Annotated in this window: 24 protein-coding genes and 1 pseudogene; 13 read left to right on the top strand and 12 right to left on the bottom strand. The window is 64.3% G+C overall.

What is annotated here, in order from left to right; genetic code table 11:
* Nucleotides 1-11: 11 nt before the first annotated feature.
* From ACQY5A_RS12495 to ACQY5A_RS12455, 9 genes are all read right to left on the bottom strand, one after another.
* On the bottom strand, nt 12-1,718 hold the full coding sequence (locus tag ACQY5A_RS12495; RefSeq protein ID WP_428340679.1) for an MCE family protein: 1,707 nt from the start codon (nt 1,716-1,718) through the stop codon (nt 12-14).
* Nucleotides 1,719-3,059 (bottom strand): MCE family protein, encoded by a 1,341-nt coding sequence (locus ACQY5A_RS12490; protein ID WP_428340678.1) that lies wholly within the window; start codon nt 3,057-3,059, stop codon nt 1,719-1,721.
* Nucleotides 3,056-4,489: an MCE family protein gene (locus ACQY5A_RS12485; RefSeq protein WP_428341491.1), complete on the bottom strand. Its 1,434-nt coding sequence runs from the start codon at nt 4,487-4,489 to the stop codon at nt 3,056-3,058. The genes ACQY5A_RS12490 and ACQY5A_RS12485 overlap by 4 nt, the downstream gene beginning before the upstream one ends.
* Nucleotides 4,486-5,604, bottom strand: a complete 1,119-nt coding sequence (locus ACQY5A_RS12480; protein WP_428340677.1) for an MCE family protein — start codon at nt 5,602-5,604, stop codon at nt 4,486-4,488. The genes ACQY5A_RS12485 and ACQY5A_RS12480 overlap by 4 nt, the downstream gene beginning before the upstream one ends.
* Complete coding sequence (locus ACQY5A_RS12475) at nt 5,604-6,647, bottom strand: MCE family protein (protein ID WP_428340676.1); 1,044 nt, start codon at nt 6,645-6,647, stop codon at nt 5,604-5,606. The genes ACQY5A_RS12480 and ACQY5A_RS12475 overlap by 1 nt, the downstream gene beginning before the upstream one ends.
* Nucleotides 6,644-7,831, bottom strand: coding sequence for an MCE family protein (locus tag ACQY5A_RS12470; protein ID WP_428340675.1), 1,188 nt, complete (start codon nt 7,829-7,831; stop codon nt 6,644-6,646). Before ACQY5A_RS12470 ends, ACQY5A_RS12475 begins: the two co-directional genes overlap by 4 nt.
* 12 nt (nt 7,832-7,843) lie before the next feature.
* On the bottom strand, nt 7,844-8,707 hold the full coding sequence (locus ACQY5A_RS12465) for an MlaE family ABC transporter permease (RefSeq protein WP_428340674.1): 864 nt from the start codon (nt 8,705-8,707) through the stop codon (nt 7,844-7,846).
* A gap of 13 nt (nt 8,708-8,720) precedes the next feature.
* Nucleotides 8,721-9,530 carry an MlaE family ABC transporter permease gene (locus ACQY5A_RS12460; RefSeq protein WP_428340673.1) on the bottom strand — a complete coding sequence of 270 codons (810 nt, stop codon included), beginning with the start codon at nt 9,528-9,530 and terminating at the stop codon, nt 8,721-8,723.
* A gap of 161 nt (nt 9,531-9,691) precedes the next feature.
* Nucleotides 9,692-10,900 carry a CaiB/BaiF CoA transferase family protein gene (locus ACQY5A_RS12455; protein WP_428340672.1) on the bottom strand — a complete coding sequence of 403 codons (1,209 nt, stop codon included), beginning with the start codon at nt 10,898-10,900 and terminating at the stop codon, nt 9,692-9,694.
* A 335-nt stretch (nt 10,901-11,235) separates the two neighbouring features.
* Here ACQY5A_RS12455 and ACQY5A_RS12450 point away from each other — a divergent pair, with 335 nt between their 5' ends.
* The 4 genes and pseudogenes from ACQY5A_RS12450 (at nt 11,236) to ACQY5A_RS12435 (ending at nt 14,111) form a co-directional block, all read left to right on the top strand.
* Nucleotides 11,236-11,937 carry an SDR family NAD(P)-dependent oxidoreductase gene (locus ACQY5A_RS12450; protein WP_428340671.1) on the top strand — a complete coding sequence of 234 codons (702 nt, stop codon included), beginning with the start codon at nt 11,236-11,238 and terminating at the stop codon, nt 11,935-11,937.
* Between the two features lie 39 nt (nt 11,938-11,976).
* Nucleotides 11,977-12,162: pseudogene (locus tag ACQY5A_RS12445) on the top strand (ferredoxin); the annotation flags it as partial.
* Between the two features lie 71 nt (nt 12,163-12,233).
* Nucleotides 12,234-13,589 carry a cytochrome P450 gene (locus tag ACQY5A_RS12440; RefSeq protein WP_428340670.1) on the top strand — a complete coding sequence of 452 codons (1,356 nt, stop codon included), beginning with the start codon at nt 12,234-12,236 and terminating at the stop codon, nt 13,587-13,589.
* 120 nt (nt 13,590-13,709) lie between these two features.
* A complete protein-coding gene (locus ACQY5A_RS12435; protein ID WP_428341490.1) occupies nt 13,710-14,111 on the top strand; it encodes a hypothetical protein in 402 nt (133 codons plus the stop codon).
* Between the two features lie 11 nt (nt 14,112-14,122).
* Here ACQY5A_RS12435 and ACQY5A_RS12430 read toward each other — a convergent pair whose 3' ends face one another.
* Both ACQY5A_RS12430 and ACQY5A_RS12425 read right to left on the bottom strand, forming a co-directional pair.
* Nucleotides 14,123-15,301, bottom strand: coding sequence for an acyl-CoA dehydrogenase family protein (locus ACQY5A_RS12430; protein WP_428340669.1), 1,179 nt, complete (start codon nt 15,299-15,301; stop codon nt 14,123-14,125).
* Nucleotides 15,285-16,295: an acyl-CoA dehydrogenase family protein gene (locus ACQY5A_RS12425; protein ID WP_428340668.1), complete on the bottom strand. Its 1,011-nt coding sequence runs from the start codon at nt 16,293-16,295 to the stop codon at nt 15,285-15,287. The genes ACQY5A_RS12430 and ACQY5A_RS12425 overlap by 17 nt, the downstream gene beginning before the upstream one ends.
* Before the next feature lie 418 nt (nt 16,296-16,713).
* On the opposite strand from ACQY5A_RS12425, the gene ACQY5A_RS12420 reads away from it, so the two are divergent.
* From ACQY5A_RS12420 to ACQY5A_RS12405, 4 genes are read left to right on the top strand one after another with little or no spacing between them, the layout of a single operon-like run.
* The gene (locus ACQY5A_RS12420; protein ID WP_428340667.1) at nt 16,714-17,805 is read left to right on the top strand and encodes an amidohydrolase family protein; all 1,092 of its coding nucleotides are present in this window, start codon (nt 16,714-16,716) and stop codon (nt 17,803-17,805) included.
* Nucleotides 17,806-17,846: 41 nt separating this feature from the next.
* Entirely contained in the window at nt 17,847-18,992 is a 1,146-nt protein-coding gene (locus ACQY5A_RS12415) for an amidohydrolase family protein (RefSeq protein WP_428340666.1), read from the top strand.
* A gap of 1 nt (nt 18,993) precedes the next feature.
* A complete protein-coding gene (locus tag ACQY5A_RS12410; protein WP_428340665.1) occupies nt 18,994-19,407 on the top strand; it encodes a Rieske (2Fe-2S) protein in 414 nt (137 codons plus the stop codon).
* A gap of 15 nt (nt 19,408-19,422) precedes the next feature.
* A complete protein-coding gene (locus ACQY5A_RS12405; protein ID WP_428340664.1) occupies nt 19,423-20,289 on the top strand; it encodes an alpha/beta fold hydrolase in 867 nt (288 codons plus the stop codon).
* 5 nt (nt 20,290-20,294) lie between these two features.
* Here the strand turns inward: ACQY5A_RS12405 and ACQY5A_RS12400 are convergent, their stop codons facing one another.
* Nucleotides 20,295-20,768 carry a hypothetical protein gene (locus ACQY5A_RS12400; protein ID WP_428340663.1) on the bottom strand — a complete coding sequence of 158 codons (474 nt, stop codon included), beginning with the start codon at nt 20,766-20,768 and terminating at the stop codon, nt 20,295-20,297.
* Between the two features lie 36 nt (nt 20,769-20,804).
* Between ACQY5A_RS12400 and ACQY5A_RS12395 the strand changes: the two genes are divergently transcribed.
* Genes ACQY5A_RS12395 through ACQY5A_RS12375 form a run of 5 tightly spaced genes read left to right on the top strand, consistent with a single transcriptional unit; the run spans nt 20,805 to nt 25,726 of the window.
* Complete coding sequence (locus tag ACQY5A_RS12395) at nt 20,805-22,097, top strand: NADH-ubiquinone oxidoreductase-F iron-sulfur binding region domain-containing protein (protein ID WP_428340662.1); 1,293 nt, start codon at nt 20,805-20,807, stop codon at nt 22,095-22,097.
* The gene (locus tag ACQY5A_RS12390) at nt 22,094-22,390 is read left to right on the top strand and encodes a ferredoxin (protein WP_428340661.1); all 297 of its coding nucleotides are present in this window, start codon (nt 22,094-22,096) and stop codon (nt 22,388-22,390) included. Before ACQY5A_RS12395 ends, ACQY5A_RS12390 begins: the two co-directional genes overlap by 4 nt.
* Nucleotides 22,387-24,045, top strand: coding sequence for a thiolase C-terminal domain-containing protein (locus ACQY5A_RS12385; protein WP_428340660.1), 1,659 nt, complete (start codon nt 22,387-22,389; stop codon nt 24,043-24,045). Before ACQY5A_RS12390 ends, ACQY5A_RS12385 begins: the two co-directional genes overlap by 4 nt.
* Nucleotides 24,042-24,908, top strand: coding sequence for an alpha/beta hydrolase (locus ACQY5A_RS12380; RefSeq protein ID WP_428340659.1), 867 nt, complete (start codon nt 24,042-24,044; stop codon nt 24,906-24,908). Before ACQY5A_RS12385 ends, ACQY5A_RS12380 begins: the two co-directional genes overlap by 4 nt.
* Nucleotides 24,908-25,726 (top strand): NAD(P)-dependent oxidoreductase, encoded by an 819-nt coding sequence (locus ACQY5A_RS12375; protein ID WP_428340658.1) that lies wholly within the window; start codon nt 24,908-24,910, stop codon nt 25,724-25,726. Before ACQY5A_RS12380 ends, ACQY5A_RS12375 begins: the two co-directional genes overlap by 1 nt.
* The last annotated feature ends 146 nt before the right edge of the window (nt 25,727-25,872 follow it).

Below are 25,872 nucleotides of genomic sequence, written 5' to 3'. Positions count from 1 at the left end.
ACAGACGTCGTTTAGGTCGGAAGCAGGTCTTGCCACTTCTTGGGCGCCGTTGACGTCGCCAGATCAGACTGCTCGTACAGTTTCCCGTCCGGAGTGAGATAACGACCGGTACGCGGGTCGTACGTGACGACCGCGACCGAGGGGATCGGCGTAGTTGCCTTGTCGCTGAACGAACTTGGGGCCGCCTGCGGCCGGCCTCCGTCGATCACGGCCGGTGGCTTCGGAGGCGCAGGCGGCCGGTGCACGGCCGGCGGAGCCGCAACGTCGAGTGGTGCTATCGACGGAAAATCCCCCGCCTGAGTCGACATGTTCGCCGACGACGGCGCCGGCGGTGCCGCCGCACCCAGCGTGCCCGGTGGCGGCGTCGCTCCCCGCGGCCCCGCAGGTGTTCCGCGCGGAACAGCGCCCAGCGGCAGCGGTGTGCCCTCGACCGGACCGAAAATTCTCTTGTCGGCGGTGACCCGGTCGTCGGGCGGTACGCCTTGCGACAGCAAGCTGGGATCCAACGGGGACGGGCCGAGCACATGCTGGCGCATCGCCAACGGCATGAACGGCTTGTCGCTGTTGCAGATTTCGACGGTGGGCGCGCGCTTTCCGGGATGCCCTATGCACGGATAGTTGCGGGCGCCGCGAACCGCGAGCGGCGAATCCTGCGGCAGTTTGCAGTACAACCCATCCGGAGTGTCGATATCGCTCGTGTCGGACGGGGATCGCCACTGGCTTTGCGGCAAGAAGCCGACCGTGCAGATGGGCGGATCGTCAATCGTGAGCGCGAAGTCACCCCTGGCCTGGCCGTCGGGCCAGTTCGAAGGCGACGCCGTTTGCTCGTACGCAACCGACGCCGGCAGCAGCACCAGCAGCTGTTCAAGCGAGGGGTGGTAGGTGACGAGGATCTGGCCGATCGTGGTCAGGTTGGCGAGCAACACCGGCAAGGTCGGCTTGATCTGCTGGAAGAGCCGCGACGCCTCGTCCAACGCCCCGGGACCCGTTTCCAAAATCGTGCGGACCCGGGAATCATCGTTGGCCAGCACATCCGAAATCCCGGCCAGGCTGCGCGCCCATGTCCGGATCGAGTCCGTCGTCTGCGCCTGCGCGTTCAGCAGCGGCTGTGAGTCTTCGGTGAGGGCACGCGTCCGGTCGACAATCCTGTTGGAGTCTGCGGAGATTCGCGACGTCGCGTCGGACAACGATCCCAGATCGTATCCGGCCCCGTTGAAGGCCTGGAAGGACTCGTCGAGTAGTTGACCGATCTTGTTCTTGGGAAGGCTCTTCACCAAGGCGTTCACCTGGTCGAGCATGGGCCCGACCGCTTGCGGAATCGTGGTGTCGTGTAGAGCAATAACCGAGCCGTCATGTAGATATGGCCCTGCGTCGGTGCGTGGTCGCAAGTCCACATACTGCTCGCCCACCGCGGACACGCTGAGCACGTCAGCTTGCAGGTTCGCCGGGATCTTGGGTGAAGTACCAAGCGACAGCGTCGCTTTGGCACCCTTCGCGGTGAGCGACACCGCGGTGACCTTGCCGACCTGCACTCCGCGGTAGGTCACATTGGAGAACCGGTACAGACCACCGGTCGCCGGCAGCTCGAGCGTGACAGTCATCCGACCGATCCCGAGCAGCACTGGTGCCTGGATGTAGAAGAGGGCCATGGCGATCAGGCCGATGATCCCGATGATCGAGAAGATCAGTAACTGGATCCGGACGAAGCGCGTCAGCATCTACCTGCTCCCCTCGCTCGGCGGAATCCCCGGTGGCGGTGCGACATTCGGCGCGACTGGCCCCGGTGGCGGTGCGGCCGCGGGTCCGGGCAGCGGACCAAACCCTGGGGGTGCGGCCGGTCCCGGCAGCGGAGCGCTGAACTGGAGATTCGGCTGAGCGGGGCCGGGCGGTGGCGGCGCCTGGGGCCCTGCCGGTGGTACGCCATCCGAAGGCGCTTCGCGACCGGGTGGCGGCCCGAAGCCGCCGTGCAATGGATCACGGGTGTACAGCAGGTACGGCGGATCCCCCGGCCCGGGTATCTGCTGTTCCCCGAGTTGTCCGAAATGGGTTCCGAGGAACAGGCCCCGCTTGAGCCGCGGAATCGAAAGGTCCAATTGGGTGTGCAGGTTGAAGTAGTCGCCCCGGACGGCGCGGTCGACGAAGTTCTGGGTGAAGGGGAACACGGTCAACGCCGCGAGCGCCGTGTCAATGTCCGGTCCGACGTCGGCGAGTCCTTTGACCGTCGGCGCAAGATTGTTCAGATTTCTGACCAAGTCGGCCTGAGTGTCGTTGATCAGCCCGTTAGCGGTGTTGCTGAACTTGCGCAGGCCGTCCAGAGCGGCTGTCAGGCGTGGCCGCTCCTGGATCAGCACATCGAGCGCGGGCGGTAGCTTGCGCAGCGCCTGGGTGATGACGTCATGCTGGGCCGCGAAGGCGCCGCCGATCTGGTCCAGCCCTTGGATGGTCGCGACGATGTCGTCGCGTTGTTGGTCGAGTGTGCCCACGAAAGTGTCGAAGCGATTGATCAAATCGCGAAGAGCGCCACCACGTCCGGACAGTGCGGCGCTGAAATTGTGGATGATCTCCCCGATCTGCCCGAGTCCCCCGCCGTTGACGACGAGCGACAGCGATGACAGGGTTTGCTCGGTCGAGGGATACGTCGACGATCGACGCAGCGGGATGGTGGCGCCCGGGCGTAGCCGGCCCACACCGGGCTGCCCAAGTGGCGGATTGAGCTCCAAGTGCATCGACCCCAATAGGCTGGTTTGACCGATGCTGGCTTCCACGTTCGCGGGGACGACAAGATTGTGCTTGACCGAGATCTGAACGTCTGCGTGCCAGTCTTTCACCGTCATCGGTCCTACACTGCCAACCACGACGTCATCGATCAGCACTGGCGAATTCGACTCCATGGTAATGACATTCGCTAGTTCGACGTGATAGTTGTCGGCATCGGGACCGCGCCCGACTGCCCCGGGCAATGGCAGCGAGTTGAGGCCGTGGAAGGCGCAACCGGTGCTCAAGAGCAGCACGCAACATCCGATGACGAGCACTCGCCGCAGGGCGATCCGGGCGGTCACGGGTGCCCCGCTTCGGCCGGCAGCAGCATGCCCGGCAGACTCGGCGGCGGGAGCTCGACTGTCGACGGCGGTGGCGGCTCCGGCATCGCCGCGCCCGGTATCCGGGGCAGCGGCACCGACGGCGCCGGCCCGGGTACCACCGAGTCACCGTTGAGCCCGGTGTAGGCCGACACGGCGGGCGGGATCTCCGGAGCTCCGGGCTTCGGGCCCGTGCCGCCAGGTTCCAGGCGCGGTTCGGTGTACTCGACGTTGCCCGGATCGACCGACTTCTGAATGAACGGATTGACCGGGATTGGCAGGCTGTTGAAGTTCAGCACCCGCAGACCGGGGCCGAGGAACAGTGCGCACAGCTTGCCCGATTCGGTTGCCGTGACGTTCTCGACCGCTTCGACTTGTCCGCACCCGGGGATCGGTATCGGAGCGATCAGACCCGACTGCACGGGGTTGGCGAAGTTCATGATCCCGAACCCGCCCACGATCGTTCCGGTGTCGGCATTGTAGTCGTTGAAGAAGTTGCTCAGCGCGGTCGGTGCGCCATGCAGGATGTTCTCGAAAGCCATGTGCTGATCGACGAGAGGCTGGATGGCCTTACCCAATCGGTCGATCTGCTCACTCGCCTCGTCGCGAGTCCCGGCGATGAATCGCTGCACCTCGCCCACCGCGCTCGACAAGTCGGTCAGTGCCGCGTCCAGATCGGATTTGTTGTCATTGACCACGCTGGTGAGCGTGGCCAACCGGTTGTTGAACTGCACCATCTGAATGTTGCTGTCGCGCAGGGCGGTGACGAAGACCTGCAGGTTCTCGATGATGTCGACGATGTCACCGCTGCCGTTCGCGATGGTCCGCGCCACCCCGGACAGTTGGGTCAGCGTCTGACGCAACTTTTCGCCGTTACCACCATCTAGCGCGTTGGCGGCGCTGTCGATGAACCGCGATATGGACGGAGTCGACACCTTGGCGTTCGGTCCCAAATCCGTTGCCAGCCGCATCAATTGGGATTTCACCTCGTCCCACTCCACCGGAACGGCGGTGTGGTCGACCGGTATCTCCGCGCCGTCAGCCATCACCGGGCCACTGGTCCGGTAGGAGGGAGTCAGCTCGACGTACCGGGCGGCCACCAAGTTCTGGGTGACGATAACCGCTTTGGCGTCCGCCGGAACAGGCACGTCGTGGTCGACGTGCAAGGTCATCTTCGCCTTCGTACCTTGGGCCTCAATGGATTTGATAGTGCCGACTTTGACACCCGAGACCCGGACCTCGTCACCGGGATAGATCGCAGTGGCCGAAGTGAAATAAGCGGTGATGGTCTTCGGACCGAAAAAGAGCTGTCGGACCACGAAGGCCGCACCGGCGACGAGAAGCACTACCAGGACTACTGCGGCGACGGTCGTGAGTCGGTTTCGAGGAAGCCGGGAGATGCTGGCAATCATTGCGGTCCCCCAATCCGTCCACCCAACGTACAGCCAGGACACGGCGGAGCACCGTTGTAGGGGAAGGGGATCAGCGCCCGCGGCACCGTCGACGGGAAGCCCGGACCCTTAGTGGTGTCGAAGGTGCGGAATCCCCAGAGGTAATCCAGGAAGGGCTGGAAGAGTTGCGGGACAAGGAAGTTCGGGACGAAGGCCGAGTAGGCGTACATACTCGAGATGGCCTCACCCACCGTGATCTGGAATTTCGCGAGGCCGGGTAATGCTTTCTCGACGTTGTCGCGGTTCTTTTCCAGCACCGAGGTCACCGAATTGAGCTTCTGCAGCGCCGGCGCCAACTTACTTTCGTTGTCATGCACCAATCCGGACAACTGCTTGGACACCTCCGACGTGGCCGCCAGCAGTTGAACGATCTCGTTCCGCCGCCCCGCCAAGACCTGCAGCAGGTCATCGGAGTTGAGAATGAGCTTGTTGACCTGTTGGCTGCGTTCGGACAGGATGCCGGTGACGGCGCTGGCACTCTTGAACAGATCGGCCAGGCTCACGTTGCGGGCGTTGAGGCTCTGCGAGAACCGGCTGACCGCGTCGAAGGTAGGTCCTAACTGGGGGGCGATCTGGTTGAGCGTCGCGGACAATGTGTCCAGTGACTGGTTCAAGGTCGCGGTGTTCGTCTGGTCGGCGTAGGCCGTGAAGTCACTGACCGCCTCCGTGAGCGAATACGGCGACGAGGTGCGGGAAATCGGGATGACATCCAGCGGATGCATCGTTCCGACGCCGGACGACTCCAGGGTCAGCACGCGTTCACCCAGCAGAGTGCCGGTGCGAATGTGCGCGCTGGTGTCCTTGCCGAGCGGAACGCTGCCTTTCATCGTGAACGTGACCAACGCGTCGCCGTTGTGCAACGACACATCCGACACCGTGCCGACTTTGATTCCCGACACCGTCACAGCGTTGCCGACGGCAAGGCCGCCGGCCTCGGAAAACGTCGCCTGGTAGCGGACGTCGGTCGCCAGCGACACAATCCGATCGGGCGACAGGCCTACCAGGATGAGCATCCCGATCAGGACGGCGCCGATGAATCCGGCTTTGATCAGCCCGGTTCCGCTGTATTTCAGCATCAGTGATCCTCCGGTTCCGGTTCCTCGCAGCGCTGAGCATCGGACCTGAAGAAGGGAGCTATCACGGTCTTGCCGGACAAATCGGTGCCACGGAGCGTGACTTGGCAGAGGAAGTAGGGGATGGTGGCGCCGAAGACGCCGAGCCGGACCAGCTTGCGATAGTTCTTGGGCGCCTTCTGAAGCGCGGCATCGAGGCGGTCCTTGTCGTCATCGAGGTTTGGGGCCAGCCGAGAGAGCTGGTCTACGGTGGCCGACAGCGGTTTCCTTGCCTTGCCTAATAGGTCTGCCAACGACACGGTACCGGTGCTCAAGGAGTCGATGGCGGGACCGAAAGTGTCGCGGTCGTCCGCAAGTCCCGTCACCAGCCTCTGGAGGCGATCGATTGCCCCGGAGAATTGGCCGCCGTCCTTTTTCAAGGTTGCCGCCACGGTGTTGAGGTTGTCGATCAGATGCTCGATGGTTTGATCGTTGTCTGCCAGCGTGTTCGTAAATGACGTCGACTTGTTCAGCAGCGATTGCAGGGTGCCACCCTCACCCTGGAATACCTCCAACAGCGCTGACGAGAGCGCATTGACATCTCGCGGATTCAGGCCGCGAATGAGGGGTTTCAGTCCGCCCAGCAGCAGATCGAGGTCAAGGGCCGGCGCGGTGTGACTGACGTTGATCTGGCCCCCGGCCGGCAGCCGCCTGGCCGAGCCCGGCCCGTCGACCAGCTCGAGGTAGCGATCACCGACCAGGTTGAGGTAACGGACCGCGGCCTTGGTGCCGTCGGTGAGCGCGACCGCGCGGTCTGCGTCGAATTTCACGACAACTTTCTTGTCCGGTTGCAGGGCAACACCATTGACGGTGCCCACCCGGATGCCGGCGACCCGCACTGAATCTCCGGCCTTGAGACGTGAGGCGTCGTTGAAGCGCGCCGAATATCCGGTGACCGCACCGGTGCGGTACTGGCCGAAGGTGAAGAACAAAAACAACGTCAGCACCGACATCACGATGGCAAAGACACCGAACTTGACCAGCGTCGGGCCCAGTGAGCCCCTCATCCCTGTTGTCCAACCTGGATAGGATTGCGCGGTGGCCCGTCAATCGGCCCGTACAACAGCTGTTTGAGGCCGTCAAAGTTGAGCAGCAATTGCGGATTCCCATAAACCACGGGGTTGGCACCGGTATCTGCGATGAGAACCTTCGCCGCGCTGTTGAAGGGGCGGTGGGGAAGACCCATGCAGCGCGGGCCGCCCGTCGCTGCAACCCTGGGCAGGTTGGCCGGGTACCGATAGCGTTCGGCGCCGAACGTGAGACTCGCCGAGATCGCGATGCTTGGTTCGGGCAATACCGGCCCCGACGCCAACACCGCGTCACCAGCGAGGAGGCACTGCAGCGCCGGGGCGTACTCGTTGAGTAGATCGGTAGTCGGCGCCAGCACATGGAAGGCATCCGTCAACCCCTTCCGGTTGGCGCCCAGGACGTCGTTGCCGACGTCGGCCAAACCGATCGCGCTGATCAGTAGTGCGTCGAGGTTGCGTTGCTCGTCGACGATCGACTTACTGATATTCACAGCGTTACCAAGGGTTTTCACCAGATCCGCCGACGCGTCGCCGTAGGCGTGGAACACCGGCGCCGACATCGCGACGTCGTGGCTCAGCGCGGGAAGAGCCGGCTCGAACTTTTTCAGGAATGAGTCGAGGTCGCTGAACGCCTGGCCGATCTTTTCGCCCCGCCCGCTGAGTGATTGCGAGACAGCCCCGAGCGTTTCGTTGAGTTTTGCGGGGTCGAGCGTGCCCAGCACCGCCGTCAGCTGCTTGAACACCGTGTTGACCTCGACGGTGACATGTTCACTATCGAGCACCTGCCCGGCGTGCAGGGATTGCGCTGACGGTTCCGCCGGGGGCACCAGCTCGACGGACTTGGCGCCGAACACTGTTGGCGACGTGAGGTCGACGCGCACATTGGCCGGGATCAAGTGCATCTCGGACGGATACATCGCCAACCGCAGGACGGCTTGACCATCGGGCCGCGACTCGATCGAGTTGACCTTGCCGACCTGGACGCCGTGCATCTTCACTTTCGCGTCCGGGTTCATCACCAGACCCGCCCGCGGAGACAGCACGGTCAACGGCACGCTGTCGGTGAAGCTGCCCTGGAACAAGCCCACGGCGACGGCAACGACCGCGGCGATGACAGCGACGGTCACCAGACCCGTCAGCGCACGTATCCCGTTGTAAGGCATTGGATGTGTTCCCTATCCCGAAAGGTTGAAATTTCCATTTGAGCCGTAGATCGACAGTGAAATGAGCAGCGTTACCGAGATCACAACAATCAGCGAGCTACGTACCGCATTGCCGGTTGCGACTCCCACGCCCTCTGGTCCGCCCGACGCGAAATACCCGTAGTAGGTGTGCAGCAAGAGGACGGAGAGCGCCATCAAGACGGCCTGCACCAATGACCACAACAAGTCGATCGGGTTCAGGAAGGTCTCGAAGTAGTGGTTGTACAGGCCACCCGACTGCCCGAATAGCACCACGGTGGTGAATTGGCTTGCCAGGAAAGACAATATGACGGCAATGCTGTACAGCGGGGTGATCGCCATCATGCCGGCTACGATCCTCGTGCTGACCAGGTACGAGATCGGCCGGATCGCCATCGCCTCCAGGGCATCGATCTCCTCGCTGATCCGCATGGCGCCCAGTTGGGCGGTCACGCCCGCACCAAAGGTGGCCGCCAAGCCGATGCCTGCAACGACCGGTGCCAAGATGCGGACGTTGATGAACGCTGCCAGGAACCCGGTGAGAGCTTCGATACCGATATTGCCCAGCGAGCTGTAGCCCTGAACCGCGAGCGTGCCACCTGCGGCCAGCGTCAAGAAGCCGACGATGACGACGGTTCCGCCGATCATCGCCAATGTCCCTGCGCCCATGCTGATTTCGGCGATCAGACGGATGATCTCTCGCCGGTAGCGAGTCAAGGCGAAGGGTATACCGGCCAATGCCTTGCCGTAGAACACGGTGTGGTCGCCGATGGAATTGAGGGTACCGACGGGTCTACGCCACACCCCGAATGCCCGGGACGCCCGGGGATAGGTAGCTCTCAGCGTCTTAACCGTCACGGCATCGTTCCCATCACTTCGCCGAGAATCGGATGCCGACAGCGGTGACCACCACGTTGACAACGAACAGCGCCATGAAGGCGTACACCACGGTTTCGTTCACTGCGTTGCCCACCGCCTTTGCGCCCCCACCGGAGATGGTCAGTCCGCGGTAACACGCCACCAGACCGGCGATGAGACCGAACAGCGCGGCCTTGACACACGAGATGATCACCTCGGGCACACCGGTCAACAGCGTGATGCCCGCGGCGAATGCGCCGGGGTTGACGTCCTGCACGAACACCGAGAACACGTAGCCGCCAACGATTCCGATGATGACGACCAGACTGTTGAGCAGTAAGGCGACCAATCCGGCCGCAAGCATCCGCGGCGTCACGAGACGCTGAACCGGGTTGATGCCCAGCACCTCTAAGGCATCGATCTCTTCGCGAATGGTGCGCGAGCCGAGATCAGCGCACATCGCCGTCGCGCCGGCACCAGCCACGATCAATACCGTCACGATCGGTCCGAGTTGGGTGACCGCGCCGAATGCCGCTCCCGCACCGCTGAGATCCGCGGCGCCCAACTCGCGCAGCAGGATGTTGAGGATGAAGCTGACGAGCACCGTGAACGGGATGGCCACCAACAGCGTCGGAGCCAAAGCTACGCGCGCGACGAACCAAGCCTGCTCGAAGAACTCTCGAGTTTGAAACGGTCTGCGAAATGCAAACCTGACCGCGTCCGCACTCATCGCGAAAAGCCCACCGATAGCCTGCATCGCACCGGATAGCCCGTTCGGCAGGCTAATTCCGGTGGACCAGCGTTCCGGACCCTTAATCGCCATCGGTGCCTACCGTCCCCACGCCAATCCCTCCGTCTAGTCCCCCCGAGTTCGCGCACCCGAATAACGCGGGCCGGGCGCACCCCACTTCTGGAAGCGTCCGGCGATTATGACCCATGCCACATGCGGCGGGAGTGAAAACTGACAACTCTGAGACCTCCGAGTTAAGTGACGGCACCGATAGTTTTGAGCTCGATGATGCGGTCCCAGTCCAAACCGAGCTCCTGCAAGATTTCGTTGGTCTGCTCGGCGAACCTGGGTGCCGGTCCCGAGACCGGCGCGGCAACGTCGAACTGCACCGGGTTCGCGACCAGTTCGAGGTCGCCCGCCTGTACTACGTATTCATTGGCCCGGACTTGAGCATCGCCGGCCGCCTGTAGGGTGTCCTGAACTGGCGCCCACGGTCCGGCGAGTGTTGCGAAACGTTCACTCCATTCCGCCAGGGTCCGGCTCGCGATGGCCTTGCTGAGAATCTGGACCGCCTCAGCGGTGTTGGCGGCGATCTTCTCGTCGCCGTCGAACCGTGGATCATCGGCCAATTCGGGTTGGTCGATGTGGTGGCAGACGTCGGCCCAGAACTTACTGGCCTGCATCATCACGAACGAGATGTAGCGGCCGTCCGATGTCGCGTACAGGCCGACCAGCGGATTGATCGGAGAGCCGTGCACGCCGGGCGGGAAGGCCTCCATGCGCTGGTTGAGATGCACGGTCAACGCCACGGTATGCCCCATCGACCACAGCCCGCTGCCAAGCAATGAGACGTCGACGACCGAGGGTTCACCCGTGCGCTCGCGCTTGAGCAGGGCCGCCGCGATGCCACCGGCGAGGTTGGTTCCGGAGATGGTGTCGCCGTAGGCGGGTCCGGGCGGACCGACCATTCCTTCGGTTCCGGGTGGAGTGATAGTGGCCGCGGTTCCGGCCCGGCACCAGAACGCCGTCATGTCGTAGCCACCCTTTTCTGACTCCGCGCCGCGCGGACCCAGGGCGCTGCCGCGGGCATAGATGATCGTCGGGTTGACCGCGCGGATGTCGTCGACATCGATGCCGAACTTCGCGCGGTGCCCGGGCAGGAAACTGGTCAAGAAGACGTCCGAGCGACGGGCCAACTCGTAGAGAACCTCTTTGCCCGCGGGCACCGACATGTCGAGACCGACGCTTCGCTTGCACCGGTTGGCGTGCTCGATGTTCGGGTTGGGATCGCCCTCGACCCGCAGCATGCCGGTCTGCCGCAGACCGCGCTGCGGGTCCCCGGTCACTGCGTGCTCGACCTTGACGACGTCGGCGCCCCACTCGGCCAGCACCGCGCCCGCGGAGGGAACGAACCCGTACATCGCGACCTCGAGGACACGGATGCCGTCCAGCGGCCTCGTCACGCCGACCCCGCCGGCTGCGACCCACCACTGGTCGATGGGCTACCACCCACAGTGGCGACGGCCTCATCTTGCAAGGGCATTCGTTCTCCTCAACACGTGGATAATTGCATTCTCATCCGGGGCGAATCTTACATTCCGGATACCGGAATTCAACTGAACGCGAGAAACGAGACTGGCATACTCGCGGCTGGTTCCGGCGGGCGATATTTATAATGTCGTCGCAGCACAAGGGTGGTTTCTGAGCTGTCTTGCGAGCGGCCACTTCGTGAGAGTAAGGTTCTCATATTCGAAAAGGAGATTCTTTGTGTGCCATCCGGTCCGGGTCCGGTGACTCAATGAGAACGGCTGTTGTCACCGGCGGTGGCTCCGGAATCGGCTTGGCCGTCGCGGAGCGACTCCGCAAAGACGGATACCGGGTCGCGACCATCGACCTCAATCCGTCCGATACCCGATCGGCGTTCATCGCGGATGTCACCGACCGCATGCAAATTGACGCCGCGCTCTCGGGCATTCGCAAGGAACTGGGGCCGATCACTGTTCTGGTCAACGCCGCCGGGCTCGATGGGTTCAAGCGTTTCGCGCACATCGAGTTCGCCGACTGGCAGCGGCTGATCGACGTCAACCTCAATGGTGTCTTTCATATGATCCAGGCCGTGCTGCCCGACATGCTCGACGCCGAATGGGGACGGATCGTCAACATCTCGTCGTCCAGCACGCACTCCGGCGCGCCCTTCATGTCGCATTACGTCGCCGCCAAATCCGCGGTCAACGGATTGACCAAGTCACTGGCCCTCGAGTACGGGCCGAACGGCATCACAGTCAACGCCGTGCCGCCGGGTTTCATCGACACCCCGATGCTGCGCAGCGCGGAACAGCGCGGCAACTTGGGCGACATCGAAAAGACCATTGCGGCAACGCCGGTCCGCCGGATAGGTAAGCCCGAGGACATCGCAGCCGCCTGCGCGTTTCTGGTGTCCGAGGAAGCGGGCTACATCACCGGCCAGATTCTGGGCGTCAACGGCGGTCGAAACACTTAGCCGTCGAATGAATTTCGGTAGCAGACCAAAGGGAAGCCAATGAGAGTTCGGGTTGATGCAGATCGCTGCCAGGGCCACACGCTGTGCTCGATGATCGCGCCGGATTCATTTGTACTCGACGACATCGAAGGTCACGCATCGGCCGCGTCGGAAGACGTTTCGGCAGAACAGGAAGACGCCGTGCGGGAAGCGGCGCATTCCTGCCCTGAACAAGCCATCCTTCTTCATGGCGATCGCCAACGCGGCGAAGCCGGGCGCAGCGGGTCGGCATCAGACAATTCAGCGGAGAGCACATCGTGAGCGTCGACCGCGACCGCGACCGCAAGAAGAATCGCTACCACTTCGACCGGCACACGCCCGAGTACCGCATGCAGTTCGAGAAGATCACCGAAGAGATTCACGACAAATGCCCGGTCGCGTGGACCGACACCTACGACGGCCACTGGGTCGCCGGCGGCAGCAATGCGGTGTTCGAACTCGCTCGCTGCCCGGTTGTGTCCAACGACCACGACATCAACGGCGAACGCCGCGGATACCAGGGTATTTCGATCCCGAAGGCCAAGCGCGCCAGCGGTGTCCGCGGCGGCATCCTGGAAATGGACGAGCCCGAACACCGCGTCTACCGCACCGTACTGAACCCGTACCTGTCTCCGGCGGCGGTGAAACGCTGGGTGCCCTTCATCGACGACGTGACCCGGGCCTGCCTGGACGAGAAGATCGAAAATGGCCACATCGACTTCGTCGACGACCTCGCCAACATCGTGCCCGCCGTGCTGACGCTGGCAATGCTGGGCATCCCGCTGAGGAACTGGGCCATCTACAGCGAACCGGTGCATGCCTCGGTCTACACCCCGGAACACTCCCCAGACATCGACAAGATCGTCGCCATGCATCGCCAGATGGGCCTGGATCTTTTGACCAACATGGTCGAGATGAAGGAGAACCCACGGCCGGGGATCGTCAACGGGCTCATCCAATTACGGATCGACGGCGAGCCCGCGCCCGACCTCGAGATCATGGGCAATCTCGGACTGGTGATCGGCGGCGGGTTCGACACCACCACGGCCCTGACCGCACATTCGATGGAATGGCTCTCCCAGCATCCCGACGAACGCGAACGGCTCAGCCGCGAGCGCGATACCCTGCTCGACTCTGCCACCGAGGAATTCCTGCGGTACTACACACCGGCGCCCGGCGACGGTCGCACCTTCTCCGATGACGTCGAACTCGAGGGGACACAGTTCAAAGAGGGCGAACGGCTGTGGATCTCGTGGGCGATGGCCAACCGTGATCCATCGGTCTTCCACGATCCGAACCAGATCGTCATGGACCGTAAAGGCAACCGGCACTTCAGCTTTGGCCTGGGCGTACATCGATGCATCGGCTCCAACGTCGCGCGGACGGTATTCAAGTCGATGCTGACCGCGGTCCTCGACCGGATGCCGGACTACGTCTGCGACCCCGAGGGCACCGTGCACTACGAGACCATCGGTGTCATCCAGGGCATGCGAAACCTACCGGCCACCTTCACCCCCGGCAAGCGGCTCGGCGCAGGGCTGGACGCAACGCTGGACAAGCTTCAGCGGGTCTGTGACGAGCAGGAACTGGCCCTACCCATCACCGAACGAAAAGAAACCGCGGTCATCGACTGAACATTCGTTCCGACCGTACGTAACTGGGCAATCCCAAGCACGACCGCGCCGGGCGGCTTATATTCAGCCGACGAACGGGAGGAGCGCAACGTGAAATCGTTGACGCTGGGTGTTGCGTTGATGGCAGCGACGGTGACGCTGTCGCCGGTAGCTCACGCCCACATGCCGTACGGCAACTACGAAGTGGAGACCCCGCGCGACCCCGGCCACTCCTGGCTGTGGGCAATCCGGCCGTGCGACCCAGATCACCCCGCTGACTGCATCCAGAACCAGGCCCAGCCCAGGCCCAACGGCCAAGCGACGCCGTGGTACGCCGTTGCACATCTGGCAGGCGGCCGCTACACGATGATCGTCGACGTACCCGACGGTGTGCGCTGTACGGTCTACTTCCTGCCGTCGCACGACACCTATACGTGGGACGCGGTGACGCTGAGCGGCTCGGTGGAGTCCACGTTTGACGCGGGCTGCGGTGGCGCGCCGGGCGGCACCGCCAGCTGGCCGTTCAGTCTCGTCATGTTCTGAGGTCGCGACCTTCAGCGGGCGGGCAGTCCCAGTACTCGCTGCGCGATGATGTTGCGCTGAATCTCCGAGGTGCCGCCGGCGATGGTCCCGGAGAAGCTGCGGGCGTAGCGCTCGAACCAGCTGCCGAAGTAGTGGTCGAGGTTCATCGGCTCGTAGGGCCCGGTCAGCGCCGGGTGCACTAGTCCTTCGGATCCCGCTGCGGACAGGGCGTTTTCGCATGCCTGCCGTTCCGCCTCCGACCCGAGAAGCTTGAGCACCGACAGCGCAGGCACGTCTTCTTCCCCGCGGGCGGCCCGGGCCAGCGCCACCGAACCCAGTAGCTGGAGCGCCTGACGATCCATGATCGTGGTGGCGTACTGATCGCGTTCGAAGTCATTCGCCGGCTCGAAATCAGCGATGACATTGTCGAGTCGATCGGCGAACCCGAGCCACATCATGGTGCGTTCGTGTCCGAGCGAGCCGTTGGCCACCCGCCAACCCTGGTTGAGCGGACCGATCAGGTTCTCCGCGGGCACTTTCACGTCCTCGAAGAACACCTCGTTGAAGTCGAGGTGGTCTTGACCGCAGATATCCGGGAATGGTCGTCTCGTCACCCCGGGCGTATCGGTGGGAATCACCAGCGCGCTGATCCCCTTGTGTTTGGGGGCAGCTGGATCCGTGCGCACGAAGGTCAGCAACACGTCGGCATCGTGGGCGCCCGACGTCCACACTTTCTGCCCGTTGACCACGAAGTGATCGCCGTCGCGGACCGCCCTGGTCCGCAGCGACGCCAGGTCCGAGCCGGCGCTAGGCTCGCTCATGCCCAGCGAGGCGGTGATCTCGGCGCGCAGAATGGGCACCGCCCAGCGCTGCTTGTGCTCGTCGCTACCGAACGAAATCACCGACGCGGCAATGATATTCACGCCTTGGGGGTTGAAGCTGTGGTAGATCCGGCGCTTGCACAGCTCTTCCAGGTACACGTACTGCTGCAGGACGGTGGCGTTGCGGCCACCGAATTCCGGCGGCTGAGTCGGTAACAGCCATCCGTTGTCGAACAGCAGCCGTTGCCAGCGGCGTGCCCAATCCGGCATGTGCGACACCGACTTCGGTCGCTCCAATGCCGCGGCCGCGGTCGCGGGCACGTGCTCATCGAGGAAAGCGACGAATTCGGCACGGAATGCCTCGACGTCTGGATCAAAGGCGAGCTGCACGGTACACCTCGGTAACCTTCGCCCGATGCTCAGCGGTTCCGCCGAGCATCAGCTCACCGGCCTTGGCTCGCTTCAACGCGAACTGCAGATCGTTCTCCCACGTGAAGCCCATCGCGCCGAACAGTTGCAGGCCGTGGCGGAATACCAGCGACTGACATTCGCCTGCACCAGCTTTCGCCATCGCGGCGGCCAGCCGCCGGCGCGGGTCGTTCCCGGCGATCGTCAACGCGGAGTAATAGGCGAGGGCGCGCGCCCGCTCGATCGCGACGTGCATGTCGGCGGCCTTATGCTGGACCGCCTGAAACGATCCGATCGCGACCCCGAACTGGTGACGGCTGCGCACGTGGTCGAGGACCAGATCCAAGATGCGTTGGCACGCGCCAACCATGGTGATCGCCATGCCCATCAGGGCGACGTGGTGCGCCGACTCGGTGTCGACGCGAAAGCGAGCGGCGTCGGGCAGCCGCAATCCAGCGAAGGTCAGGTTGGCGACGTGCAGCACCGGGTCGAGCACGGCGCTGCGCCGCCGGGACAGGTGGGCGCCTGCGACGTCGGCTTTGACGACGAACACCGCCGCGTCGGTGACCACCGCAAGCCATTCCGCGCGATCGCCGTCCAGCACGTGCCGGGCGGTGCCGACGAGCACCCACTCGTCGCCGTCACGGTGTGCGGTGACGCCGCCGTAGACGGCGGTGCCGGATGCCTGTGCGTCGAACCGCTCCCCCACCAGCGGAGCGAATTGACTCATGGTCGCCAGGAATGGGGTGGGGTCGGTCGCTCGTCCTAGTTCTTCGAGAACGATGGCCAACTCGACGGCGTTCTCCGGGTCGCTCATCTCGGTCCAGCCGTGCTCGACGTAGGCCTGCCAGACCGGTGCCGGGTCCACACCGTCCTCGGCGACACCCCTGACCAATGCCGGCGGGCACTGTTTACCGACCACGTCGCGCACGGTTTCTTGCCAGAGGCGCTGATCGGCGTCGAATTCCAACAGCATCCGGCCAGCTCCTTAGCTCAGGTAACGCGCTGTGAGAATACTATTCTCTTAATAGCACAGTGACAATCTCGCCAACCCGAGCGGCCGCGTCCGACCTCGGGCTGACGAGGTTGTGTCACATGGGTTTCCCGATCGCACAGCGCTCGTCCAGCGCACCTAGCCCGGCCGCGGGAACTGCTTGATCGACCGGGCGCTTGGGCGCAGGGCCAGCGGTTGAGAACTGCGAGAATGCTATTATCACTAGCGAAGAACAGCGATTACGCCAATGGGGCCCGATTATGGCCGCTAGCAGGGCCGATGAATAACCGAAATGCTTACCGGAAACCCGTTGATTGGCGGCGAACAGGGATGTTAGTTTGGCTAGCAGAGTACTGACGGACAGGACGCAGTCAGCCGATTCGCGGAGGGTGGTTTAGCGGTGATCGAGCACCCGGACGGGACGCGCACGCCGCTGATCGATGCCAGCGTGCACATCTTCTTCTCGTCCAACAAAGAACTCCGCTCGGTTCTTCGCGAGCCGTTCAAGAGTCGCGGTTTCCCGGACTACGAGATGGACTGGTACGGCGCCCCGGGTGGCGAGTACGCACCCAAGACCAGAGGACCGGACCGGCAGTATCCAGGCTCAGATCCGGAATTCGTTGGCAACGAACTCTTTTCGAATCGTAACGTTGACATCGCGGTTTTGCATCCGATGGCCCGTGGCATCATGCCGGACCGCCACCTGGGTAGCGCCCTGCACGCCGCCCACAACGAGATGATGGTGTCGAAGTGGCTGGAGCACAGCCATTTCGGCGATAAATTCCGCGGCACGATCCGGGTCAACCCTGACGACATTGCCGGTGCGCTGAAAGAGATCGAGAAGTGGCGCTCGCACCCCCGGGTGGTCCAGATCGGTGTCCCACTGCAGTCGCGTGAGGTCTACGGCAAGCCACAGTTCTGGCCGTTGTGGGAGGCGGCGGTCGATGCCGGACTTCCCGTTGCCGCGCACATCGAGGTCGGCTCGGGCATCGCCAATCCGCCGACTCCGAACGGAAATACCCGCGTCTACGAGCATTACGTCAGCTTCATGGCGCTGAACTACCTCTACCACCAGATGAACCTGATCGCCGAGGGCGTCTTCGAACGCTTCCCGGGCCTGAAGTTCGTATGGGGCGACGGTGCCGCGGACTTCATCACACCGTTCATGTGGCGGATGGACACCTTCGGCAGGCCGCACCTCGAACAAACGCCGTGGGCGCCACAGATGCCCAGTGATTATCTGCCGGGACACGTCTACTTCGTCCAGGGCAGCCTCGACGGACCCGGCGACACCGACTTCGCCGGCGAGTGGTTCGGCTTCACCGGCAAAGACGACATGGTGATGTTCGGGTCGAGCTACCCGCATTGGCAGTGCGGCGACATCACCAAACTGCCCAAGGCGCTGTCCGAAGCGCAACGGGACAAGCTGTGCTGGCGCAACGCGGCCAACCTGTATGGGATCGACGTTTCGGCCGATCTCGCGACCGGCTAGTCGCAGAATAGAATCAACCCAGGGAGAGCGAGGAGATCGAGATGACGCTGACCCATTCACAGGAGCGTGTTCCGGCCGCCGAACGTATTGCCGTCCGATGCGTCGACTCGGATGTTCATCCGACACCCAAGCGCGGCGAGATCATCCCGTATATCCCGGAGCCGTGGCGCAGCAAATACTTCCTGTCTCGTGACGTGGGCGAGCAGATCTACTACGACGCCCCCGACTACGCGCATGCTTACGCGATGCGCACCGACGCATTTCCGCAAGACGGCGAATTTGCCGGCAGCGACCCGGACCTGGCGTTTCGTCAGCTGATCATGGAAGCCGGCTCCGACATCGGCATTCTCGAGCCCGCCGCGTATCCGGCCCGCATCCCCGAGGCACAGCACGCGATGGCGGCCGCACTGAACGAGTGGCAGGCCCACCACTGGCTCGACAGCCACAACAACTGGCACCAGCGGTGGCGCGGATCGATCTGCGCCGCGATCGAGGAACCCGAGAAGTCGGCTCGCGAGATCGAGAAGTGGGCCGGGCATCCCTACATGGCGCAGATCCTGATCAAGGCCGAGCCGCGGCCGCCCTGGGGCAATCCGAAGTACGACCCGATCTGGGCCGCAGCCACCAAGCACGACATGCCCGTGAGCTGCCACCTGTCGCGCAGCCACTTCGACGAGCTGCCGGCCCCGCCGGTGGGATACCCCAGCTACAACCACGACTTCATGGTCACGTACTCGCTGCTGGCCGCCAACCAGGTGATGAGCCTGACCTTCGACGGCGTATTCGACCGCTTCCCGACGTTGCGAATCGTCTTCGTGGAGCACGCATTCAGCTGGATCTTGCCGCTGATGTGGCGGATGGACGCGATCTACGAGGCGCGCAAATCCTGGCTGGACATCAAGCGCAAGCCGTCGGAGTACGTCAAGGAACACATCAAGTTCACCACGCAGCCGCTGGACTACCCGGAGGACAAGACGGAGCTGACTCGCGCGCTGGAGTGGATGGAGTGCGAGAAGATCCTGCTGTTCTCCTCGGACTACCCGCACTGGACCTTCGACGACCCGCGCTGGCTGGTCAAGCATCTGCCCAAGCACGCCCGAGACGCCGTGATGTACAAGAACGGCATTGCCACCTACCACCTTCCGGAGACGGTTCCCGTCCTCGAGGGTCAAGTTCGGGTGCTCTGACTTGACGGCCGAGAAAACCGGGCCGGAAACAACCCGGCCTCAGCCACGTCTCGCCCAAGGCCGCGAACACATTGTCGCCACCGTTGACGAGATCCCCTCGGGCAAGCACAAACTGGTGCCGATCGGACGGCACGGCGTGGGCGTCTACAACGTCAACGGAACCTTCTATGCGATCGCGAATTACTGCCCGCACCAAGGCGGTCCGCTGTGCTCAGGACGAGCGCGGGGCCGCACGATCGTGGACGAGACGGCTGCCGGCGACGCTGTCATGGTGCGCGATAAGGAATACATCTACTGCCCCTGGCACCAATGGGGTTTCGAGCTGGCGACCGGCACCACGGCGGTCAAGCCGGAGTGGAGCATCCGCACCTACCCGGTGCGAGTCGTCGGAAACGACGTCCTGGTACAGGCCTGACCAACGGGAGAATCTGTGTCCACTATCGAGGTCAACGGTGGCAATGTCGTCTACGAAATCCTCGGCGAGTCAGGCGATCTGATCGCGCTGACGCCCGGCGGCCGGTTCAGTAAGGAAATCCCCGGCCTGCGCCCCCTGGCCGACGCGCTGGCTGCCGGCGGCTACCGGGTGCTGCTGTGGGACCGGCCCAACTGCGGTGCGTCGGACGTCCAGTTCTACGGGCAGAGCGAGTCGCACATGCGCGCCGAGACCCTGCACGAGCTGGTGACGGGACTCGGCTTCGAACGGTGCATCCTTGCCGGTGGGTCCGGCGGGGCAAGGGATTCCATGCTGACCACGATGCTGTATCCCGAGCTCGTCGAGAAGCTGGTGGTGTGGAACATCGTCGGCGGAATCTACGGCAGCTTCGTGCTCGGCTCCTATTACATCGTCCCCAGCATTCTCGCGGTGCGAGGTACCGGGATGGACGGCGTGGTGAAGGTGCCGGAGTGGCGCGAGCGCATCGAGGAGAACCCGGACAATGAGAAGCGATTCCTCGACTTCGACTCCGAGCAGTTCCTCACCTTGATGCTGCGGTGGCTCAACGCCTTCGTATCCAAGCCCGGCCAGACGATCCCGGGTGTCGAGGACGAGATGTTCGATCGAATCAAGATTCCCACCTTGATCATTCGCGGCGGCGAGAACGACTTGGATCACCCGAAACGAACATCGCTGGAAGTCAGCTGCTTGATCAAGGGATCGAAGCTGATCGACCCGCCCTGGCCGGAGGATGCCTGGGAGCGTGCTTCCGAGGCCCGGGCTCAGGGCAAAGTGAAGCACTTCAACATGTTCGACACCTGGGTGCAGGCCGCACCGCCGATCCTGAGGTTCCTGGGATCGTGATGCGACTACACGGTGCGAATGCGGACTTCGCAGTTCAACGAGGCTTCCAGCGCGGTGTGCACCCGGCTTTCCGGGATGCGCTCGAGATCAGCTTCCCGCAATGTCACGTCGATGATGTCGAAGCCGTCATCGCCGGGAGTTCGGACAATGTCGGCGGTGAGTCCGAATCCGGCCAGCACCCCGTGCGCATCGTCATCGGTTCCCCGGCTGACAAACGTGATCACTCCTGGGACCGGTGTCGTCGCAAAAGCCTTGGTGCACAACTCGATCGCCTCCCGTTTGGCCGCGTCGGCATCGTCGCAGGCGATCAGCAGCTCCACCTCGCGACGACCGGCGGGCATGGCCCCGAGATCCTTCATGATCACCGCGCCGTCGACGTGGCCGACACGTTCGAGGAGCACAGCCATGCCCTCCGTTAGTTGCGTGGGCGCCAAGGCGTTGTCCGGGTCGACGTTGACGCGTACGACTGCGGTTCGCATGTGCGCAAGCCTAACTGTGCCGCCGGGGGTCAGCTGATGGAGACCAGTGCTGCACCGGCCCTCACCGTCGGCTCGTCGCCCGGGTTCACGCCGAGGCTGCTAAGAGACGACAGCGGCCGAGAAGACCTCGCCGCCTACCGGGCTCGCGGCGGCTATCAGCCACTCGCCGGAGCTGACGAACTGCTCGAAGAGGTCGACTCCAGTGGACTCCTCGGTCGTGGCGGGGCCGGCTTCCCACTCGCGGTGAAGGCGCGCGCGGTCCGCGACAACGGCCGCGTCGCCGGTGGGGCCGTCGTCGTCGCCAACGGCGAAGAGGGAGAACCGGCTTCGATCAAGGACCGGTGGCTGCTGCGGCACCGGCCGCACCTGATCCTCGACGGACTGCGGCTGGCCGCCGCGATGGTGTCCGCCCGACGCAACTACGTCTACGTGTCCGATCCGGAGTCAGCCCGCAGTGTGGACGCCGCACTGGCCGAACTCGGGCACGACGCCCTCGACGGCGTCACAGTCGAGATTCACAGTGTCGAACCGGGATACGTCGCCGGAGAAGAGACCGCCGCTGTCCGCGCACTCAACGGCGGTCCGGCCAAGCCGACCGACAAGCCGCCGCGACCCTTCCAGGAAGGGGTCGGTGGACTCCCCACGCTGGTCAGCAACGTGGAAACGCTGGCCAGCCTGCCCTACCTGCAACGACGCGGCTCGGCCGAATTCCGCTCGCTGGGTACTGCCGCGTCGCCCGGCAGCTTCCTGGTCACGGTCACCGGCGCGGGCCGCGCGCCCGGCCTCTACGAGGTCCCGCATGGCCTGGCAATCACCGAACTACTTGCCCTGCATGGTATTTCCGCCGATCGCGTTCGTGGCGCTCTGATGGGCGGCTACTTCGCCGGTCTGCTCGATCGCGCAGTGCTCGACGTCACGCTGGATCACGAGACACTCCGCAGCCTCGGTATCGGCCTGGGCAACGGCGCGATCACCGTGATCACCGACGACTGCCCCCTCGCTGTCGCCGCGTCGGTGCTCGCCTACTTCGACCGGGAGAACGCCGGGCAGTGCGGTTCCTGCTTCAACGGGAGCGCGGCGATGGCCGCCGTCGCAGGTGCGCTGCGCGACGGTGTCGCCACTGTGGAGGATGTGGCCCGGTTGCGACGCTGGTCGGTCGTGCTCCGCGGACGCGGTGCCTGCGCGACGCTGGACGCCGCGACCAACATCGCCGCGAGTCTGCTGAGCAGCTTCCCCGACCTGGTCCAGAGCCACCTCGACAACGCCTGTCCGACATGCCAATCGGGCGCGTTCACGGCCGACCGCCCCTACCAGGTGGAGGGGCTGTGAGAATTCGTCTGGACCGCACGGTCTGTGATGGCTTCGGGGTGTGCGCCAAGCACGCGCCGGACTACTTCTCCCTCGACGACTGGGGGTACGCGTCGCTTGAGGGCACCGGGGAGGTCGCCGAGGTGGATCGCGACGCTGTGAAGCGGGCGCTGCTGGATTGTCCCGTGCATGCGATCACCGAATGGGGCGAGCACCGCGAAGCCGAGCCGCATGACAGGTCGGTCGGCGCCGAGGATCCGGCCGAGAGCCTGAAAACCGAAGCGAGCGAAGCGGAGTGGGGGTTCACCCGTTGACCGGACGCCCGCTACCGCTGATCTCCGATGACAACGAGTTCTTCTGGACCTCCGGCGCCGACGGGAAGCTGCGGTTTCAGGAATGCGCCGATTGTGCCGCGCTGATCCATCCACCCGCCCCAGTGTGCCGGTACTGCCGCTCGCACAATCTCGGCGTGCGGGCGGTGTCGGGTCGCGCGACGCTGGCCGGTTTCACGATCAATGAACGATTCAGCCTGCCGGGGCTTCCCGCGCCGTATGTCGTCGCGCAGGTCGCCGTCGCCGAAGACCCGCGAGTCCGGCTGACCACCAACATCATCGAATGCGAGCCTGGGCAACTGGAGTTGGGCCAGCAGGTCGAGGTTGTCTTCGAACAGAACGAAGACGTCTGGCTGCCGCTGTTCCGTCCCATAAACGGTGCCGAACTCACCGCGTTGCCGATCGACGAGATCGAGCCGGAACGGTTCGGCGAATTCGTCCGGCCGATGCTGACGGTCGAAAAATTCGAAGACAAGGTGGCACTCACCGGGATCGGCATGTCGGAGATCGGCCGCCGGCTGATGGTGCCGCCGCTTTCGCTGACCGTCGCGGCCTGCGAGGCCGCGGTCGCCGATGCCGGGCTGACTCTCGGCGACATCGACGGCTTGTCGACCTACCCCGGCGGCGGCATGTTCGGCGGCTTCACCGAAGGTGGAGTCACCGCATTGGAAGCCGCCCTGGGTATCCGGCCGACGTGGCACAACGGCGGGATGGAAACCTTTGGCCCCGGCGGCTCGGTGATCGCCGCGATGCTCGCCGTCGCTTGCAGGCTGGCCCGCCACGTGCTGTGCTTTCGGACGCTGTGGGAGGCCACCTTCAACGAGCTTTCGAAACAGAATCAGCAGCAGGGCAAGATCCTCCCTTCGGGTGGACGCCGTGCCGACTGGCTGTTGCCGTTCGGCGCCACCTCTGCGGCACACACGTTGGCGCAGAACGCACAACGCCACTTCCACCGCTACGGCACCACCAAGGAGACGCTCGGCTGGATCGCGTTGAACCAGCGCGCCAACGCCGAACTCAACCCGACGGCGGTGTATCGCACGCCGATGACGATGGACGACTATCTCAACGCGCGGCCGATCACGTCGCCATTCGGCCTCTTCGACTGCGACGTGCCCTGCGACGGCGCGGTCGCGGTGATCGTGTCCGCCGTCGACGCCGCCCAGGACACCGCCAAACCGCCGGTGTACGTCGACGCCGTCGGTACCCAGATCATCGAGCGAATCAACTGGGACCAAAGCACATTGACCCACGAGCCACAGGTGCTGGGCCAGGCCGCGCATCTGTGGTCACGCACTTCGCTCAAGCCGCAGGACGTCGACGTCGCGGAGCTCTACGACGGATTCACGATGAACTGCCTGTCCTGGATCGAAGCACTGGGGTTCTGCGGCATCGGCGAGGCACGAGACTTCCTTGATGGGGGCAAGAACATCGCCCGCGACGGACAGCTGCCGCTGAACACCCACGGCGGGCAGCTGTCACACGGTCGCACCCACGGCATGGGTCTGCTGCACGAGGCAATCACCCAGTTGCGTGGCGAGGCCGGAGATCGTCAGGTGGCCGACGTCCGCGTCGGTGTCGTCAGCAGCGGTGGCCTGACACCGAGCGGAGTACTGCTGCTGCGGGCCGATCGATGACCTCCACAGTTCAGCCCCGGTTGGTCATCGTCGATGGCGTGCCGATGTCCGCGTTGGTCGCTGAAGCGCTCAGCCCGCGGGCAGTCATCGTCGCCATCCACGGCGGCGGCACCACCGCACTGTATTTCGACTGCCCCGGCCACCCCGAGCTGTCGTTACTGCGGACCGGCGCACAACATGGCTATACCGTGGTGGCGATCAACCGACCCGGCTACGGCAGCTCCGCGGCCTACCCAGACGCGGTGGCCCAGCCCGAGCAACGGGTCCGGCTCGCCTACGGCACGGTGGATCGGGTGCTGGGTGAAAAGCCGCGCGGTGCAGGCATTTTCCTGATGGCACACTCCGGCGGATGCGAACTCGCGCTACGGATGGCCGCGCAAGGTTCCGCCGAACAGCGCGCTGATCTGCTCGGCGTCGAGCTTGCCGGCACCGGGCGTCGTTATCATCCCGCGGCGCGCGAGATTCTCAAGGCGGCAACCCTGGAGCATCGTCCGGCTGGTATGCGCGAGTTGTTGTGGCATCCGACGGACCTGTATCCACCCGAAGTGCTCGGTGGTGCAACGATTTATCCGGGTGCGCCACCGTATGAAACCCAGATGGTGTCGAACTGGGCTCGTCAGGATTTCCCGGCGGTCGCGCCCTGCGTACGGATTCCGGTGCAATTCAGCGTCGCTGAGCATGAAAAGATCTGGCTGTCCGACGGGCCGGCACTGACCGAGATCGCATCGCTGTTCGCCAATACCGCGAGCTTCGGAGTCAACGAACAACCCGGCGCCGGGCACAACATCAGCCTCGGCCACACAGCGGCTGCCTACCATTCGACGGTGTTCTCCTTCGCCGACGACTGCGTGAAAGCCCGCTGATGCGCGTCGGTTTCATCGGCCTGGGCAGTCAGGGCGGACCGATGGCGGGACGCATCATCGACGCCGGCTTCCCGACGACGCTGTGGGCCCGCCGGCCTGCCTCCCTCGAACCGTTCGCCGGCACCGCCGCCGCGGTCGCCGGATCTCCGGCGGAACTGGCGGCCGTCAGCGACCTCGTCTGCCTGTGCGTGGTCGGCGACGGCGACGTCGAGGAAGTCGTCACCGGCGAGAACGGAATCCTGGTCGGGCTCAAACCGGGCGGCGCGATCGCCATCCACAGCACGGTGCACCCCGCCACCTGCCATACAGTGGCGGAACGGGCTGCCCGGCAGGGTGTCTCGGTGATCGACGCGCCGGTGAGCGGCGGCGCGCCGGCCGTCGCCGAGGGCCGGTTGCTGGTGATGGTCGGTGGTGACGCCGATGTCGTCGAACGCTGCCGTCCGGTATTCGCGAGCTACGCTGACCCGATCGTGCACCTCGGCGCATTGGGCTCCGGACAAACCGCCAAGCTGCTGAACAACCTGCTGTTCACCGCCAACCTTGGGACGGCGGCCACCACGCTGACACTCGGCGAGGCGCTGGGCGTCTCACCCGACCGCCTCACCGAGGTGATCTCCCGCGGCAGCGGAAACAGCTTCGCGCTCAACGTACTCGGCGGCGACACCGACGGTCTGGCTCGCCTCGCCGGCATGGCCGGCACCTTGCTGCGAAAGGACGTCCGCCTGGTCGCCGACGTCGCGGACGCCGCGACCGTTTCCGGCGGAGTCGTGCTGGACGCCGCCGACGCGACGTTGTCCCTCATGGAACATCCACGGTGAGAGTCGGATTCATCGGCGCAGCCGAGGCTGTCGCCGAGGTCGCTGCGCCGCGCGGTGTGCAGGTGGTAAACGCCCCCGTCAGCGGTGGCCCGCATAACGCCGCCGCGGGCGCTCACGCTGTTCGTCGGCGGCACCGCCGGTGATGA

Source organism: Mycobacterium sp. (genome assembly GCF_965277065.1).
Classification (GTDB): domain Bacteria; phylum Actinomycetota; class Actinomycetes; order Mycobacteriales; family Mycobacteriaceae; genus Mycobacterium.
This window is presented reverse-complemented; position numbering and strand designations above follow the sequence as displayed.